Annotated in this window: 16 protein-coding genes; 7 read left to right on the top strand and 9 right to left on the bottom strand. The window is 41.7% G+C overall.

Going from position 1 to position 14983, the window contains the following annotated elements; all coding sequences use genetic code 11:
* Positions 1–18: 18 nt before the first annotated feature.
* The 3 genes from atpD to JZ787_RS14110 all read left to right on the top strand — a co-directional run bounded on the left by atpD (position 19) and on the right by JZ787_RS14110 (position 2537).
* Complete coding sequence (gene atpD / locus JZ787_RS14120; protein WP_004684425.1) at positions 19–1413, top strand: F0F1 ATP synthase subunit beta; 1395 nt, start codon at positions 19–21, stop codon at positions 1411–1413.
* Between the two features lie 26 nt (positions 1414–1439).
* Positions 1440–1859 carry a F0F1 ATP synthase subunit epsilon gene (locus tag JZ787_RS14115; protein ID WP_058868679.1) on the top strand — a complete coding sequence of 140 codons (420 nt, stop codon included), beginning with the start codon at positions 1440–1442 and terminating at the stop codon, positions 1857–1859.
* A gap of 357 nt (positions 1860–2216) precedes the next feature.
* Positions 2217–2537 carry a hypothetical protein gene (locus JZ787_RS14110; protein ID WP_148826933.1) on the top strand — a complete coding sequence of 107 codons (321 nt, stop codon included), beginning with the start codon at positions 2217–2219 and terminating at the stop codon, positions 2535–2537.
* A gap of 31 nt (positions 2538–2568) precedes the next feature.
* Here JZ787_RS14110 and JZ787_RS14105 read toward each other — a convergent pair whose 3' ends face one another.
* From JZ787_RS14105 to JZ787_RS14080, 6 genes are all read right to left on the bottom strand, one after another.
* Positions 2569–3504 carry a hypothetical protein gene (locus JZ787_RS14105; RefSeq protein WP_346312645.1) on the bottom strand — a complete coding sequence of 312 codons (936 nt, stop codon included), beginning with the start codon at positions 3502–3504 and terminating at the stop codon, positions 2569–2571.
* 81 nt (positions 3505–3585) lie between these two features.
* Complete coding sequence (locus JZ787_RS14100; protein WP_184118735.1) at positions 3586–4029, bottom strand: AAA family ATPase; 444 nt, start codon at positions 4027–4029, stop codon at positions 3586–3588.
* A 90-nt stretch (positions 4030–4119) separates the two neighbouring features.
* A complete protein-coding gene (locus JZ787_RS14095) occupies positions 4120–4710 on the bottom strand; it encodes a hypothetical protein (RefSeq protein WP_346312644.1) in 591 nt (196 codons plus the stop codon).
* A gap of 132 nt (positions 4711–4842) precedes the next feature.
* On the bottom strand, positions 4843–5217 hold the full coding sequence (locus tag JZ787_RS14090; protein WP_346312643.1) for an RcnB family protein: 375 nt from the start codon (positions 5215–5217) through the stop codon (positions 4843–4845).
* Positions 5218–5414: 197 nt separating this feature from the next.
* Positions 5415–5960, bottom strand: a complete 546-nt coding sequence (locus JZ787_RS14085) for a glutathione peroxidase (RefSeq protein WP_004984048.1) — start codon at positions 5958–5960, stop codon at positions 5415–5417.
* Positions 5961–6083: 123 nt separating this feature from the next.
* Complete coding sequence (locus JZ787_RS14080; protein WP_346312642.1) at positions 6084–6638, bottom strand: hypothetical protein; 555 nt, start codon at positions 6636–6638, stop codon at positions 6084–6086.
* Positions 6639–6973: 335 nt separating this feature from the next.
* Between JZ787_RS14080 and JZ787_RS14075 the strand changes: the two genes are divergently transcribed.
* Positions 6974–7894, top strand: coding sequence for a DMT family transporter (locus tag JZ787_RS14075; protein WP_218289113.1), 921 nt, complete (start codon positions 6974–6976; stop codon positions 7892–7894).
* A gap of 399 nt (positions 7895–8293) precedes the next feature.
* On the opposite strand, the gene JZ787_RS14070 is transcribed toward JZ787_RS14075, so the two are convergent.
* The 3 genes from JZ787_RS14070 to JZ787_RS14060 are packed head-to-tail and all read right to left on the bottom strand — an operon-like array spanning position 8294 to position 11219.
* Positions 8294–8863 carry a Sua5/YciO/YrdC/YwlC family protein gene (locus JZ787_RS14070; protein WP_346312641.1) on the bottom strand — a complete coding sequence of 190 codons (570 nt, stop codon included), beginning with the start codon at positions 8861–8863 and terminating at the stop codon, positions 8294–8296.
* 45 nt (positions 8864–8908) lie between these two features.
* Entirely contained in the window at positions 8909–10042 is a 1134-nt protein-coding gene (dprA, locus tag JZ787_RS14065; RefSeq protein ID WP_346312640.1) for a DNA-processing protein DprA, read from the bottom strand.
* A 22-nt stretch (positions 10043–10064) separates the two neighbouring features.
* Complete coding sequence (locus tag JZ787_RS14060; protein WP_168159500.1) at positions 10065–11219, bottom strand: LysM peptidoglycan-binding domain-containing protein; 1155 nt, start codon at positions 11217–11219, stop codon at positions 10065–10067.
* Between the two features lie 120 nt (positions 11220–11339).
* Here JZ787_RS14060 and def point away from each other — a divergent pair, with 120 nt between their 5' ends.
* From def to JZ787_RS14045, 3 genes are all read left to right on the top strand, one after another.
* Complete coding sequence (gene def, locus JZ787_RS14055; protein ID WP_004684452.1) at positions 11340–11873, top strand: peptide deformylase; 534 nt, start codon at positions 11340–11342, stop codon at positions 11871–11873.
* Positions 11874–11964: 91 nt separating this feature from the next.
* Complete coding sequence (locus JZ787_RS14050) at positions 11965–12402, top strand: DUF2946 family protein (protein ID WP_346312639.1); 438 nt, start codon at positions 11965–11967, stop codon at positions 12400–12402.
* A gap of 71 nt (positions 12403–12473) precedes the next feature.
* Positions 12474–14495: a TonB-dependent copper receptor gene (locus tag JZ787_RS14045; protein ID WP_346312638.1), complete on the top strand. Its 2022-nt coding sequence runs from the start codon at positions 12474–12476 to the stop codon at positions 14493–14495.
* Positions 14496–14983: the final 488 nt, after the last annotated feature.

Raw genomic sequence — 14983 nt, 5'->3', positions numbered from 1 at the left:
TGAATTGAGGAGACAGCAATGAGTAGCGGTCGTATCATTCAGATCATCGGCGCGGTTATCGACGTCGAGTTTGAACGTAACAGCGTTCCTAAGATCTATGACGCTCTCCACGTTGATGGCACTGAAACTACATTAGAAGTTCAGCAACAACTTGGTGATGGCGTAGTTCGTACTATTGCAATGGGTTCTACTGAAGGCCTTAAGCGTGGTTTGAACGTAACGAATACTAACGCGCCAATCTCTGTACCAGTGGGTACAGCGACTTTGGGTCGTATCATGGACGTTCTTGGTCGCCCAATCGACGAAGCTGGTCCAGTTGCGACTGAAGCGCGTTTGCCGATTCACCGTCAAGCACCTTCTTATGCTGAACAAGCAGCTTCTACTGACCTTTTAGAAACTGGTATTAAAGTCATCGACTTACTATGCCCGTTCGCTAAAGGTGGTAAAGTTGGTCTGTTCGGTGGTGCCGGTGTTGGTAAAACTGTAAACATGATGGAGTTGATCAACAACATCGCGAAAGCGCACTCAGGTTTATCTGTGTTCGCTGGTGTTGGTGAGCGTACTCGTGAAGGTAATGACTTCTATCACGAGATGAAAGACTCAAACGTTCTAGACAAAGTAGCAATGGTCTACGGTCAGATGAACGAGCCACCGGGTAACCGTTTACGCGTAGCGTTGACTGGTTTGACGATGGCTGAGTACTTCCGTGACGAGAAAGACGAAAACGGCAAAGGCCGTGACGTATTATTGTTCGTAGACAACATCTACCGTTATACACTAGCAGGTACTGAAGTATCAGCACTTCTAGGTCGTATGCCATCTGCAGTAGGTTACCAACCGACACTTGCAGAAGAGATGGGTGTTCTTCAAGAACGTATTACATCGACTAAGTCTGGTTCGATTACGTCAATCCAAGCGGTATACGTACCTGCCGATGACTTAACAGATCCATCGCCTGCAACTACGTTTGCTCACTTAGATGCAACTGTAGTATTGAGCCGTGACATCGCATCTTCTGGTATTTACCCAGCGATCGATCCACTTGACTCAACTTCACGTCAGTTAGATCCACTAGTAGTGGGCGCTGAGCATTACGAGATTGCTCGTTCAGTTCAAAACGTTCTTCAACGTTATAAAGAATTGAAAGACATCATCGCGATTCTTGGTATGGACGAACTTGCAGAAGAAGATAAGTTGACTGTTTACCGTGCGCGTAAAATCCAACGTTTCTTCTCTCAACCGTTCCACGTAGCTGAAGTGTTTACTGGTGCTCCTGGTAAACTTGTACCGCTTAAAGAAACGATTCGTGGCTTTAAAGGTCTTTTAGCTGGTGAATATGACCACATTCCAGAACAAGCGTTCTATATGGTTGGTGGTATTGACGAAGTAATTGCTAAAGCTGAGAAACTTTAATTAGTTACCTAATTTAGGAGATTCTCATGTCGACTATGCAGTGTGATGTTGTAAGTGTCCAAGAGTCTTTGTACTCTGGCACTGTAACGATGCTAATTGCTAAAGGTGCTGGTGGTGAATTGGGTATTATGCCTGGTCACGCGCCACTAGTAACTTTACTCAAGCCGGGTACAATCCGTGTTCTGCTTGAAAACGGTACAGAAGAGTTAATCTATGTATCTGGTGGTGTTTTAGAAGTTCAACCGCATGTTGTTACGGTTCTTGCAGATACTGCAGTCCGTGCAGAAAACTTAGATGAAGCAGCAATTCTTGAAGCGCGTAAACACGCTGAACAATTGCTTGCAAATCAAAAGAGCGACTTGGACTCTGCTGCTGCTTTGGCTGCTCTTGCAGAAACTGCTGCTCAGTTGGAAACCATCCGCAAAATCAAAAACCGCGCTCAATAAGAGACGGTTTGAGATTAAAAAAAGCCACCGAAAGGTGGCTTTTTTTATGTCTGTTGATAAAAATGCGTCAATTGTTTATTTCATGATGAGTTTGTTGGTTTCTTAGCTGTCATTGTTCAAATGGACTGGATTGGTCTGCTGCATACATGCAATCTTTGTTTTGCATGATAGTGCTTCGTCCTTTAACTGTACGCTGGCTTGTAGAATACTTTGAATACTCAATTTTTGAAACTCAGCTGAACCAGCGCTCCTATGCTTGATATATTTCGTTTAGCAGGGGCACGACTATCTAAAGTTGCATATCTTTTATTCAACAGAAGTTATATTTTAAACACTTCTCTGTAAGCGAAGATGAAGATGAACCTGATTGCGCATGAATCCCACTTTTGGGAACTTTACCAAGATTTTGAGCATTATTATCTGAGTATTGCAGTCGACATGAGCTCAGTGGTGTCATGTTGGGACTTGGTACTGACTTCAGAAGAAATATTACAATATGAACATCGAGGTCGCGAGAGTATTCAGGAGCTGACCAAAGCCATGATTGAAGCAGCTTACAAAGGTGATTTCTCAATGATGGAAGCACGTTTAGCCAAGCCATATGAGCGTCACGCCATGCAAAAGGCTTTTAAAGATTGGTTAGCACAGAGCAAAACTCAAGAACAGTCTTCGTTTTGATGAGGTGTGAGCTCAAAGCATTATTTTAAATTTATTTCAAAAAGCTTTGACGCAATTGGCTGAACATCATGCGGCTAACGCTATTGTGTTGAGTCTCAATCAACTTTTTGATTTGCTCAACTTGAGGTTCATCTTCAGGAATCACAATCTCTGGGGCGATTTCGATATCCGAATTGGACATGGTATTGGATGGTTGTGCAAGCAAATTTGAAGATGGATGTTCGGCATGCCAAAGCTGTGTTTCGAGTGACATGATGTACTTATATTCATCAGTGTTTGGGTTAAACCGTTTATAAATTCTTAAGTCTTGCATTGCATCTTGACGGCTTCGTCGAGGCATATCTGTTTCGACTTCCAACCATTCAGAGATAACGGGATGAATTTCATGTTGCATCAGTTGGTAATAAAGCCAATCGCTGAGTAGGCTATGATCGATGTCAGACAGATATGGGCTGTTGTGTTGCAGCAATTGTTGTAAGTGTTCGAGAACCAAAACTTCTTGCTTTTGTAAGGCATAGCGCGCTTCAGCATCAAATTGTTGGTATTCTTCGGCTGGAATTTCAGTGAAATGTTGCTGTTCAATGAAGGCATCTACAATATGCGTTTGGAATAAGGTATTCCATTGTTCTAGCGCATGAATTTCGAGCTGTTGTAGCTCTTTAAACGCTTTGCTTTGATAGCGGCTGAGCTGCAGGCGCTGAATATTTTGCCGGTTGAACTCAATTTTTTGTTTGATGTATTCAGCATAAGCGCCTTGTTGTTTGGGGCTGACAGGGCTTGTAACATCTACCAAAAGTAACTGCTGCTGTTGTTTGTATTTGAGCCAGTCCTGAATACGTTGAACTTCTTTATGCTCTTTAGAAAAAAACTGGGTTAAGTGTGGCGTGGTTTTTTCAGGCATTAAAAAGTGCATCCCGCCAAAGACGATGATTGCTAAACAGGCGATCACAAGAATGACTTTTTTCATTATAAAAATGTTTTTCTGTGTTTCTTATTTGTACATGGTAGCTTAAAAATGAGAAATAGTTAATGTTTTTTCATTAAAGCTTCAAATCTGTATGGGTGAAATTGAAAATTCACCTTGCCCGAGAATACGAACTTTATACAGTGTATCAAAGCCTTCAGCATAGTGTGGAGGTTCAAACTTTTGAGCGGTGGCTCTGATTCCGACTTCAGGAATGCGGGCTTTGCCTTCACGTAGACGGTTGCGTTCCAGTGCACCTTTAAGCTCAGTCTCAAAGAAATAGCCAACAATTTCAAAGCCTGCGGCCTGAGCACTGGCAATATAACGCGCACGATCGGCTGGCGTAGGGTTGGTATTATCAACCACCATTTTGGTTTTTGAGGCCAGTCCTGCTTCAAAAATGATTTTTTCACGATGCCGTGTTTTCAGCATATCGAGGTTGATGCGCAAATGGCTATGTGCCAAATTCAGCAGATAATAGCTCGATTTTCCCGAAGCTTGGATACCCATAAAAATAATCAGCTGCATGTGTGAAATCGTGCCTCAATCAAATTAGGAGAAAATGGTTGCAGTCATTTTCTCCTACTCTATTGTTGAAAGCACCACTATTTAAATGTTTTAAGATTGGTTTGTGTTTGAGCTATCATTCTCAGCTTGCTGAGGAATCATCATTGAAGCCAATTTCAACATTTCAGATTGAATAGTGCCCATTTGCTGTTGCATCTTTTTAAAGTCGACTTGGCTAAAATCCACCTGTCCATTTAAAAAAGGTGAATCTAACACTTGTTGGTTGGCAGACAGTAATTTTTCACGGATATCATTGATTTCTTGGGTTTTAAGATTCAGACCATTCAAGGCATTATTGAAACCTGTGAGCTGTTGTTGTAAAGCTGTCGCGGCGTGTTGCAACTGTTGCTGATCGTGCTGTTCAATTGCGGACTGCAAATCACTTTGGGTTTCTTGCAGCTGAGTGACATATTCGCCTGCTTTTAATTGCATATCTGCCACATCACGCACGATATAGAGCATGTTGCCACTTTTCAGTTCAGCTTTTTCAGGACTTTGTGTATTCGCTGATTGGTGTTGCTCAGATGACTCAGTCTGGATGTCTTGCTGATTCGGCTCTGTTGCTTGCTCACAGCCAATGAGTAGGATGCCTGAACTAAACAGTGCAAAAGGAAGAACCAAGTTTTGTAAAAGCTTTTTCATCATCAAATCAATATTGGGCTATGTGTTTTTTAATATAAGGGCAAAATGTGTAGATAAAATGCTGGGTTTCAAAGTCATAACAAAACTTTTTAAAATAAAAAGAGTGCCTGAGCACTCTTCATTTACAGCAGTTTAGCCAGCAATGATTTTAATAATGGAATGATTGCGAATGTCTGTCAGTACATAGTCGCCATTCACTTTAATCCACTGTTGGTTTTTACCTGGTTTACTGAGTTTTTTGTATTTTTGGTGATCTACTTTATAGGCATTGCTATGGTAAGCGCTTGGGAGTTTTTGACCTGCTTTCCAGTCTTGAGATGGACGGTTGGCTTTTTTGACAGTGGCATGGGCTGGCTGTTGATGTCCATTTGATGTCTGCTTTTGCGCATGTCCATGTGACTGAGCTGCTTGATGTTGCTGATGTTGTTCTTGTGGTGCTGCTAGTGCAGGAAGGGCAATCAATGCGGTTGGGATAGATAAAATAGCTGCTTTTATAAATGTATTCATGAGCTTTACTTCGGGTTGTCTTGAGCGGATAGATGCATCATAGAGTGAAGTGTTTGATTGATCGTGAATGAAGTGTTGTAAAATCATCAAAATAACGAAGGAATCATGAAGATCGAACCGATTCGAGTGCCATTATTCATTTAAAAAATAAAATATAAGCAGCCGTTAAATCTGACTGCTTATAAACAGCTTTCGGCTTATTTGGCCAATTCAGCATTGATAGCATCGACAATACGCGGATCATTGGCCGTAATGTCTGGTGCAAAACGCGCAACCACTTCGCCATTTTTATTGATTAAGAATTTCTCAAAGTTCCACAGCACTTCAGGTGGTTCGTTCGGTGTTAAACCATAGTCCACCAAGTCTTTCCACCAAGGGCCTTCACCAATGCGTTCAGGCACCGCTTGGGTGAGCGTTTCATATAACGGATGCTTATCATCCCCAGCAACCGAGATTTTTGAAAAAAGCGGGAAATCCACTTGATAGTTTAAAGAGCAGAATTCTTGAATTTCAGCGTCTGAACCCGGTTCTTGTGCCAAGAAATTGTTGGCAGGAAAACCTAGAATCTCTAAACCCTGTGATTTTTTGTCTTGATAGAGTTTTTCTAAACCTTCGTACTGCGGTGTGAGGCCACATTTAGATGCCACATTCACCACCAAGAGAACTTTACCTTGGTATTGGTTTAAGTTGATGTCTTCGCCCTGAATGGATTTGACTGGAATATTATAAATCGAAGTGCTCATTTGCGTGTCCTTATACGATGTGCATTTTATTGTGTTGGAAGCGTTCGACAAAGTCACGCCCATTTGCGGATTGATCGCAACAAAAAAGCAAGCCAAGGCTTGCTTTAAAGGGTAGGGAGGTCATTAAGACGCTGGAGCCGCTTTGACTTTCGCTTCCAAAGCCGTTACGTCAGCAATGATCGATTTCTGCAATTCAGTGGCTTTGTTTTGAAGTTCGGTGATTTTCGCGCTATCTGGCGTTGTTTTTGTACTTTCTTTGGTGAGCTTGACACCCAGATCATTGGCGTCCTGCATTTTTTCACGTAAAGCATCTACTTCAGCACTTTTTAAGGTTAAGGCATCTAACTCATCATTAAATTGCTTCACATAGGTTTCTGTTTTTTCAACCATATTTTTAATTTGAGCGGGATCTTTTTTCTCTAAGGTTGCACTCACTTCTTTTTGAAACGCGGCGGCTTCTTGAGCTTTGGCATTCGATAGCGTTTGTACGGCTAACAAATCGGCTTGAATATCGGCAATATTATTATTGCTATGATTAGCAACGATAGTGGTCGCTTCGGTTGAGGTCGCTTCAGATGCAGACGTCGTTTGTTCAACGGCTGGCTCAGTTCCTTTTTTTTCGCACGCAGCCAAAGTAAGTGTGGCCATACAAACTGTGGTTAAAAGTAACTTTTTCATAACGACATCCTTCTATCGGGAAATATGTTTTTGTAGGCCAGAGTCTAAGAGCAATGACCAATCAATTAAAAAATACGTTCGCTAGAACAGCATCAATACGATGCAGAGATCGTTGACATTGTTCTATGGTGTTTTTGTAGAGTGAAGCTGCTGAAATGCATCAATTTATTGAAATGTATAGTTTTGCATTATCTTAATATTATGTTTTTTATGAATTTTATATTTTAAGATAAATGTATCAATTATGTGTGATACCCAAATGATATTCGAATAAATCATAAAAATGTTTTACCATTCATTTAAATTTTGCAAACAAAAGCTAAACGGGAAAAAGAATGAGTACCACACCACAACGTATGTATTGGGCTTTGAGTCTCCCTATCATTGCCGTACTCATTTGGTCGATCAATATTGTCGTTACGCGTTATGTAGCTGATTTCATTTCGCCAGTCAGTATTAGTTTTTATCGGTGGTTCTTTGCTTTCATTCTGTTAACGCCTTTTGTCGTGCGACCTTTATGTCGGCAGTGGGTATTAATTCGAGCACATTTAGGTCAGTTGGCAGTGCTAAGTGCATTTGGCCTGGTGTTGTATCAGGGTTTAGCCTATACCGCAGCGCATTATACGACTGCAACCAATATGGGGCTGATTAATGCCTTTATTCCGATCTTTACGATTTTTGTTTCACTGCTGATCTTAAAAGATATTCCAAATCGTTTTGCGATGATCGGGAGTATTTTATCTTTTGCAGGTTTGGTTTATATCATTGGGCAGGGCAATCTTGCAGGCCTAGTTCAATCGGGCGGGCATTTAGGTGATGTCCTGATGGTGGTTGCGGTATTCTTCTATGCCTTTTATGGGGTGTTTTTGAAAAAGTGGCAATTGCAAATTCCCTTGATGCTGAGTCTCTATGTGCAGATCTTTTTCGCACTGCTTTACCATTTACCTTTCATTGTCTATTTCGGTCTCGATTCAATCAATAGTCAAAACGCGGCAAGTGTCATGTACGCCAGTATTTTCCCTTCTTTGGTTGCGCCTTTACTGTGGATGTTGGCCATTACCCATTTAGGGCCGAATCGAACCAGTATTTTCATGAACTTGATGCCTGTCTTTACCGCAGTGATTGCCTATGTCTGGTTGAAAGAGGCGTGGACGGTTTATCATACGGTCGGTGGCGTGGTCATTATCTGTGGTATTTTACTGGCACAGCGTAAAACAGTATTAAAAACGCCACCTTTAGCAAACTCGATGGATTGATATTGATTAAAAAACGATCATTTGAGTTGTTTTTTTAATAGAATAATTCATTAATAAGTTAATTTATTAATGCTATTTCAGATAGTTTATGTATTTAATGTATGCAAAAGCTGATTAAAAATAGGTAGATAATTTGAATTATAATTTAATTATCTCCATTAATCAGCGTTTTAACGCTGTTTTTAATATAAAAAATCTATTTGTTTAGAAATGCAATTTGCTACATAATACGCCCACTGCAAACTTAGGCCAATGTCAAAACGGGTATTAAGTGTTTGCTCATCAGTTTTCAGACCCTCTGGATGTGATTACACATCCTTTTTTATGCTCAGCCATCCCTATATGGCTGAGCTTTTTTTTGTCTATTTTTCAGTAAAAATCCTGAGAAAGAGCATGCTTTTAGGCACGAACCACTGCGCCAGTTTCGGCATCGAGTATGCGACTCGGTTCTTGGCTCAAGCCTAGATCGCCATTCAGATAATTCACTTGTTGCGCAAAGTATTGGTTAGCATCTTGTAGTGAACGGGCAGGTGATAATCCAGCGGGGTTGGCACTAGTGGAAACAATAAAGCCTTGAAAGGCATTACAAAGCGCCACACAAATCGGATGTGTGGTTACCCGTACAGCAACTTTAGGATGATTGCCTTTAATCCATGTCGGAATGTGTTCATTCGCTGGTAGTAACCACGTGGTTGCGCGTTCTGATGGACTGCGATCACTCCAACTCTCGATCACTTGCTGGCGGATGTGGGGATCTAAATGTTCTAAAAGTGGTTCAACTTGAGCAATTTGCCCAGCCAGTAAAATCACCCCTTTTTCAATCGGGCGTTGCTTGATCTGTAAAATATCTAAAAAGGCCTGTTCGTTATACGGATCACAGCCTAAACCCCATACTGCTTCTGTTGGATATGCTAAAACTTGACCTTGTTTTAAACATTGCGCCGCTTCAGTCACAGAGGTGGTAATCATTACAATTTGTACCTTTTATTGATTCATAAAGGGTTATTGTGAACCTTATTGGTTGGAACGGCAACGCAGATAATTGCCAGCCTGTTGTTGTGCGAGTCCTAAAATCTCCAGTTCCATTAACTGGCTAGTGAGTGTGGCAATATCGATGTTAAGTTTGAAATTAAGTTGATCCATATTTTGTCCAACCCAATCCAGTTGATTATAAAGTTCGAGTAAATCAGATGGGATCTCAATACTAGCACTTGGGGTGGTTTCTTGTGACTGGGATTGGCTATGCCATTGAGTGGGGAGTGCCAAGTCTTCAATGATTTGCTCAGGATGATCGACCAAAATCGCCCCTTCTCGGATCAGTTGATGACAACCTTGATGGTGTTCGCTGTAAATATGACCGGGAATCGCAAAAATGATTTTCCCTTGTTCTGCAGCTCTTTGGGCGGTTCCTAGAGAGCCACTTTTGAGTGCGGCTTCTGCAACCACAACCCCTAAACTCAATGCACTGACGATGCGGTTCCGCCGTGGAAAATTATGCTGTAAAGGCGGTGTATGTGGTAAAAATTCAGTAATAATACAGCCATTATTTTCTAATATTTGCGTACGCAGGGCTTGATGTTGGGAAGGGTAAGTGAGATTTAAGCCTGTGCCCATCACTGCAATGGTACGTTGATATTTTAAGCCGCCCTGATGCGCCGCAGCATCAATGCCTTCAGCTAAACCACTGCAAATATAAAAGCCTTTTTCGGCGAGGTAATAAGCAAAGTCATAAGCCACTTGTTTGCCGTGCGGACTGGGTTTTCGACTGCCGACGATAGCAACTTGAGGTTGGAGTAAACTTTGTGGATTGCCCTGACCAAATAAAATCGGTGGTCGGTCAGCATAGGGCAGCAGCTGCGAGGGATAATGACTGTCAGTATCAAGTAAAATAAAATCACAGCTGGCTTGGACGTCCTGCAGTAAAGTTTGTAATTTGAGTTGGCCAGCAGGCGTTTGGATTTCTGCGACACGTTGTAGATGGCTTTTGTGTAAGCCGAGATTTGGCCAGATCTGAAGATTGGAGGCAGCAACAGCTTTTGTGCTTGTGCCAAAATGCTGCTGTAGTTTTTGAAAGCTCGATAAAGAATGCTGAACTAAATACCACAGGGTGATTGTTGCAATCTGTTCATGTGATAAAGAGTTCAGCATATATACACCTTAAGGCAACGGATTATTCATCCACTACAGAGGGAGAAATTTTCGCGCCCAAGTTCATTGGTAGTTCGCTGTCGAGCACATAAGCATAGCTGACACGGTCAAAGGTTTTAAATACCATGATGTTGCCGATACGCTCCGTTGGAAGGGTCAGTTTTTCATTGGTTTTCGGATCACGAATTTCTTGACCCTTTTGACTAACCGAGAACACATAACCCGATTGAACGCCATCCACTGTGCCACGGTCAATGGTTACAACTGAATGCTTCGCAGCTAGACCAATCGAACCTTGAACACGAATCACTTGTCCACCCCCAGTCACATCTTGTGCATGTGTTGGGTAGAACAAGGTTGGAAGCATGGCGTCGTATTCAGGCAGTACGCGATAACCACGACGTACTTCAGAATTATACGAATCTGTGATTTCTAAAGTGGACATGTCATTTTCACCACGAATGGCAATGGCTGAAGCAACCTGAGTCAATTCTAGACCTAGATTTTGTTTTTTGCCCTCTGCATCCGTCACAATGTACGGTTCGCCTTCACGGTAAATCGCGTAGCGTTGACCGACTTCAATGCCTTGGCCACGTGCATAAACGGTTTGACCTTTGCCTGCAATCACACGCTGATCGGCAGCACCAACGATATACGGTGTACCTTCCAAAGATTCCTCTGAAAGAATAGTGCTGTGTTCAAGCCAGTTTTTAATGTATTCCAGTGGAATGACAGGAATGGCATTGTTTAAAGACTCAACGCGTGCTTGAGGTTGAAGTTTAGTGCCGCCTGTATAACGACGAATAATCCCTTCACAGCCATCGCCTTCGTCTTTACCAATAATTGGACGGCCTTCATGAGTACACATCAGTAAGCGGTCACCTGGAAAAATCCAATGCGGATTTTTGACGTGTCTATTGCTGGCCCAAATTTCAGGCCAACGCACAGGATTATTTAGGAAACGTTTAGAAATATCCCACAGGGTATCGCCTTTTTTCACCACATAAACATTCGGTGCATTGGCTTTTAAAGCAGGTGGATTGTAATTTCGTGTAGGCGCCGCTTGAGCTGTTGAAATGACGCCTGCGCCAACACTTACGCAAACCGCAAGTGCTAACATGTGTTGCTTAAACCCCAAGGCACTAAAAGATGGCATGCCCATAAAAACCTTTTTCATTATCATAATTCCTAAAATTATGTATGTAGTTGCGTTATAATAACGATATTACACACATTTTTTTGATCAAGCATTCCCTTCATTTGGTTTTTTGATCAATGGCATAATTGAGGACGCAGTATGGCCTTATTACCTATTTTAAGTTTTCCTGATCCCCGTCTTCGTACCATTGCAGAACCCGTCGAAGAAGTTACTGATGAAATTCGTCAGCTGGCTGCAGATATGTTTGAAACCATGTATGAAGCGCCAGGCATTGGACTTGCCGCGACACAAGTTGATCGCCATATTCAGCTGATTGTCATGGACTTATCTGAACATAAAGATCAACCTTTGGTATTCATTAACCCCAAAGTTACCCCATTGACTGAAGAAACGCAGCCCTATGAAGAAGGCTGCCTATCAGTTCCCCAAATATACGACAAAGTTGAGCGCCCGTCACGCGTAAAGATCGAAGCAATTAACCTTGAAGGTCAAGCATTTGAGATCGAAGCTGACGAACTTCTCGCTGTTTGCATTCAACATGAAATGGATCACTTAAATGGCAAATTGTTCGTCGACTATTTGTCACCACTGAAGCGTCAACGTGCACGTGAAAAAGTAGAAAAATTGACTCGTCAGCGCCAAAAAGACAAAGTAGCTGTAAAACGCGGTTAAGTTTTTTTTGCTTAAAAATCATCTTTAAAGTGAGCCCAATTTCGATTGGGCTTTGTTATACTGGCCGCGTTCTCAATTCGGATGGAATGGATTGTTTTTTAGAGCTGCGTTGCTACTCTCTTGTGTAGCCGTGTTTTTACAGATTGCTGTTTTTTTACAGCCTTTACTACCGACGCAATATCAAATTGCGCCGGTCTGTGAAACCATTTCGCGTGCGCTTTTACTCAAACCAGTTGAACATCTCAGTTCTCATGCTGAAAAGCATTCCACACATCATCATGAAATGCAGGCTCAGCATGAACTCGGTTCAAAATCTGCCGAATACAATCATCATGATGCAAGTCATCAATGCCAATACTGTACGGTATATGGCAATCTCGTGCTGCCGCCTGATTTAGAGTTAAAAGCGGTACTGGACCGTATTCAAGTCCGTTTAATTGCATTCCAAAAAGCCTTTGCGCATGTTTGGTTTGCACTGCAACAACTCTTTTTACTACCGCAAGGGCGAGCACCGCCACTGTTTGTATAAACCTAGACATATATTTTCGGGTCTTAACGGACTCTAGCCTAGTTGTATTTATAGATTCAGTGAGAATAAAAATGGCTCAGCCTACATTCTTTTTACAGCCTCTTGCGGCTGCGATTTCCCTTGCTTGTTTTTCAAGCGTAGTATTTGCCGCTGACGCAGACAGCGCACACATTTTAGCGCCTATCGTGGTGACGGCTCAGCAGGGCAATGATGCCCATGGTCTGATTGTACATGCCGACGCTAAACAACCCACTCAGCCAATTCCTGCGGTTGATGGTGCAGCCTACCTACAAAGTATTGTGGGTTTTAACCAAATCAAAAATGGTGGCGCGAATGGTGACGTCACCTTCCGCGGTATGTTTGGCTCACGTATTAAAATCCTCACAGATGGTACGGAAAATTTAGGTGCATGCCCAAGCCGTATGGATAATCCTGCTTCTTATGTTTCTCCTGAAAGCTACGACAAAATCACGGTCGTAAAAGGGCCACAAACTGTTCAGTATGCGCATACCGGTTCAGCTGCAACTGTTATTTTTGAACGTGAGCCGGAGCAGCTCACTTCCGCGAAACCTTATCGCGGGCAAGCCAGTGTCATGCTTGGTTCTTACGGTCGTTTGGATCAGAATGTTGAAGCCGCTGTTGGTGATGAAACGAAATACGCACGTTTAAATGCCAACCGTTCGATTGCAGATAGTTATCAAGATGGAGCTGGCAATACGGTTCCGTCCGATTGGGAAAAGTGGAATGCAGATCTCGCGTTGGGTTGGACTCCGAATGAGGACACATGGGTAGAGCTGAAAGGTGGGAAGAGTGATGGTGAGGCAGTCTATGCTGGACGTAGCATGGATGGCTCTAAGTTTGCTCGTGAAAGTCTAGGTTTACATGTTGAAAAGAAAAACATTAGTGAGGTGATCAAGAAAGTCGAAGCGCAAGTGGACTATAGCTATAACGATCATGTCATGGATAATTTTAGTTTGCGAAAATTTAATCCTGCAGATGGTATGTCAATGCCGATGGCTTCAAATGTTGCTCGTAGGACTTTAAATGCACGGATTGCTATGACGCAGGACTGGGGGCAATTACAACTTATTTCAGGTATTGATAGTCAAAAAAATGAGCATACTAAACGTAGTGGCAGTTTAATGTCTCCTTATCAAAATAAAGCTCGTGTCGGAGATATGGATTTTGAGTCTTATGGGGCTTTCGGTGAGCTGAGTTATGCATTCAATGATCAGCATAAACTGGTGACAGGTGCACGCGTCGATCAAGCGAAGATTGATAACTTAGCCACAGATACAGAGCGTAAAGAAACCCTGCCAAGTGGTTTTGTTCGAATTGAAAGTGAACTTGCGGAACATGTTAAAACTTACGCAGGATTAGGTTATGTAGAGCGTGTGCCTGATTATTGGGAATTGTTTAGTACCAAATACCATCAAAGTACAGGTACGACCTTTGCCGATTTAGAGAATGAAAAAACCGCGCAGTTTGATGCAGGTTATCAATATGAACAGGGTGCATTTAAATCTTGGGCTTCAGTTTATGCAGGTTTGATTCAAGACTATATATTAGTGACATATACTCCGACAGGTTCAATGGGGCGGTTGGAAGCCAAAAGCCGAAATGTCGATGCAACCATTGCAGGTGCTGAAGCAGGTGTGGCATACCAGTTTACTGATCAAATTCAAGCGGACATCAGTGCCATGTATGCATGGGGTGAAAATACAACGGATCACACCGCTTTACCGCAAATTGCACCATTAGAAGGACGTTTCAATCTACGCTATGTGCAAGAGAAATATAATCTCGGTTTGTTATGGCGTGTGGTGGCAGCACAAGATCGTACCAGTTATCGAGAAGGCAATATCATTGGATACGATTTAGAAGACAGTAAAGGTTTTGGAACCTTGTCTTTAAATGGGACTTATAATATCCAAAAAGATCTAGACCTTTCAGTCGGAATAGATAATGTGCTGAATAAAAACTATGCCGAGCATTTGAATAAACTTGGAAGTTCAGGTTTTGGTTATGCTGCAACCGAACAATTCAATAATATTGGACGTAATTATTGGGCGCGTATCAGTATGAAGTTCTAAATATATTGTGATGATTGGAAACAGCCATTCTAGAAATAGAATGGCTGTTTTGGGTTCTAAGATAGAAATTGACTGAGAAAACAGCATTGTGAGTGGATATTCACCATAAAAAGTAGAAAGAAACAGCGATTTAAATAAAATATTTAAATATTATTTCGATATATTTTTATTTAAATGAATTAAAACAATATATTAAGTTTAATTTGTGCGAATGTGATGGTGCGGTTTAAGGCGCTAATTAGGAAGTATATAAATTTATTAAATAATATTTTATATAAATAACAGTAACTTATATTTTTATGAGTTTGAAAAATAAACATGCAGAAATATTTATTGAGAAAAGGTGTTGCAAGGGATTAGAAATGCTGTAGAATGCACATCCATCGGCGGTGATGTTGATTAAAACTTGTTGAGAAACAAGGATTTAGCCCAAGTGGTAGAATCTGGAAGTCTTGAATAAGTTTAAAAATAATTAACAAAACCAGTTG

It is taken from the genome of Acinetobacter sp. BWR-L5, assembly GCF_039655985.1.
In the GTDB taxonomy this organism is placed as follows: Bacteria; Pseudomonadota; Gammaproteobacteria; order Pseudomonadales; family Moraxellaceae; genus Acinetobacter; species Acinetobacter johnsonii.
This window is presented reverse-complemented; position numbering and strand designations above follow the sequence as displayed.

Bases quoted from the DNA above. Each gene is read 5' to 3' on its own strand.
- atpD (WP_004684425.1), top strand. From the start codon at position 19: ATGAGTAGCGGTCGTATCATTCAGATCATCGGCGCGGTTATCGACGTC.
- JZ787_RS14115 (WP_058868679.1), top strand. From the start codon at position 1,440: ATGTCGACTATGCAGTGTGATGTTGTAAGTGTCCAAGAGTCTTTGTAC.
- JZ787_RS14110 (WP_148826933.1), top strand. From the start codon at position 2,217: ATGAACCTGATTGCGCATGAATCCCACTTTTGGGAACTTTACCAAGAT.
- JZ787_RS14105 (WP_346312645.1), bottom strand. From the start codon at position 3,504: ATGAAAAAAGTCATTCTTGTGATCGCCTGTTTAGCAATCATCGTCTTT.
- JZ787_RS14100 (WP_184118735.1), bottom strand. From the start codon at position 4,029: ATGCAGCTGATTATTTTTATGGGTATCCAAGCTTCGGGAAAATCGAGC.
- JZ787_RS14095 (WP_346312644.1), bottom strand. From the start codon at position 4,710: ATGAAAAAGCTTTTACAAAACTTGGTTCTTCCTTTTGCACTGTTTAGT.
- JZ787_RS14090 (WP_346312643.1), bottom strand. From the start codon at position 5,217: ATGAATACATTTATAAAAGCAGCTATTTTATCTATCCCAACCGCATTG.
- JZ787_RS14085 (WP_004984048.1), bottom strand. From the start codon at position 5,960: ATGAGCACTTCGATTTATAATATTCCAGTCAAATCCATTCAGGGCGAA.
- JZ787_RS14080 (WP_346312642.1), bottom strand. From the start codon at position 6,638: ATGAAAAAGTTACTTTTAACCACAGTTTGTATGGCCACACTTACTTTG.
- JZ787_RS14075 (WP_218289113.1), top strand. From the start codon at position 6,974: ATGAGTACCACACCACAACGTATGTATTGGGCTTTGAGTCTCCCTATC.
- JZ787_RS14070 (WP_346312641.1), bottom strand. From the start codon at position 8,863: ATGATTACCACCTCTGTGACTGAAGCGGCGCAATGTTTAAAACAAGGT.
- dprA (WP_346312640.1), bottom strand. From the start codon at position 10,042: ATGCTGAACTCTTTATCACATGAACAGATTGCAACAATCACCCTGTGG.
- JZ787_RS14060 (WP_168159500.1), bottom strand. From the start codon at position 11,219: ATGAAAAAGGTTTTTATGGGCATGCCATCTTTTAGTGCCTTGGGGTTT.
- def (WP_004684452.1), top strand. From the start codon at position 11,340: ATGGCCTTATTACCTATTTTAAGTTTTCCTGATCCCCGTCTTCGTACC.
- JZ787_RS14045 (WP_346312638.1), top strand. From the start codon at position 12,474: ATGGCTCAGCCTACATTCTTTTTACAGCCTCTTGCGGCTGCGATTTCC.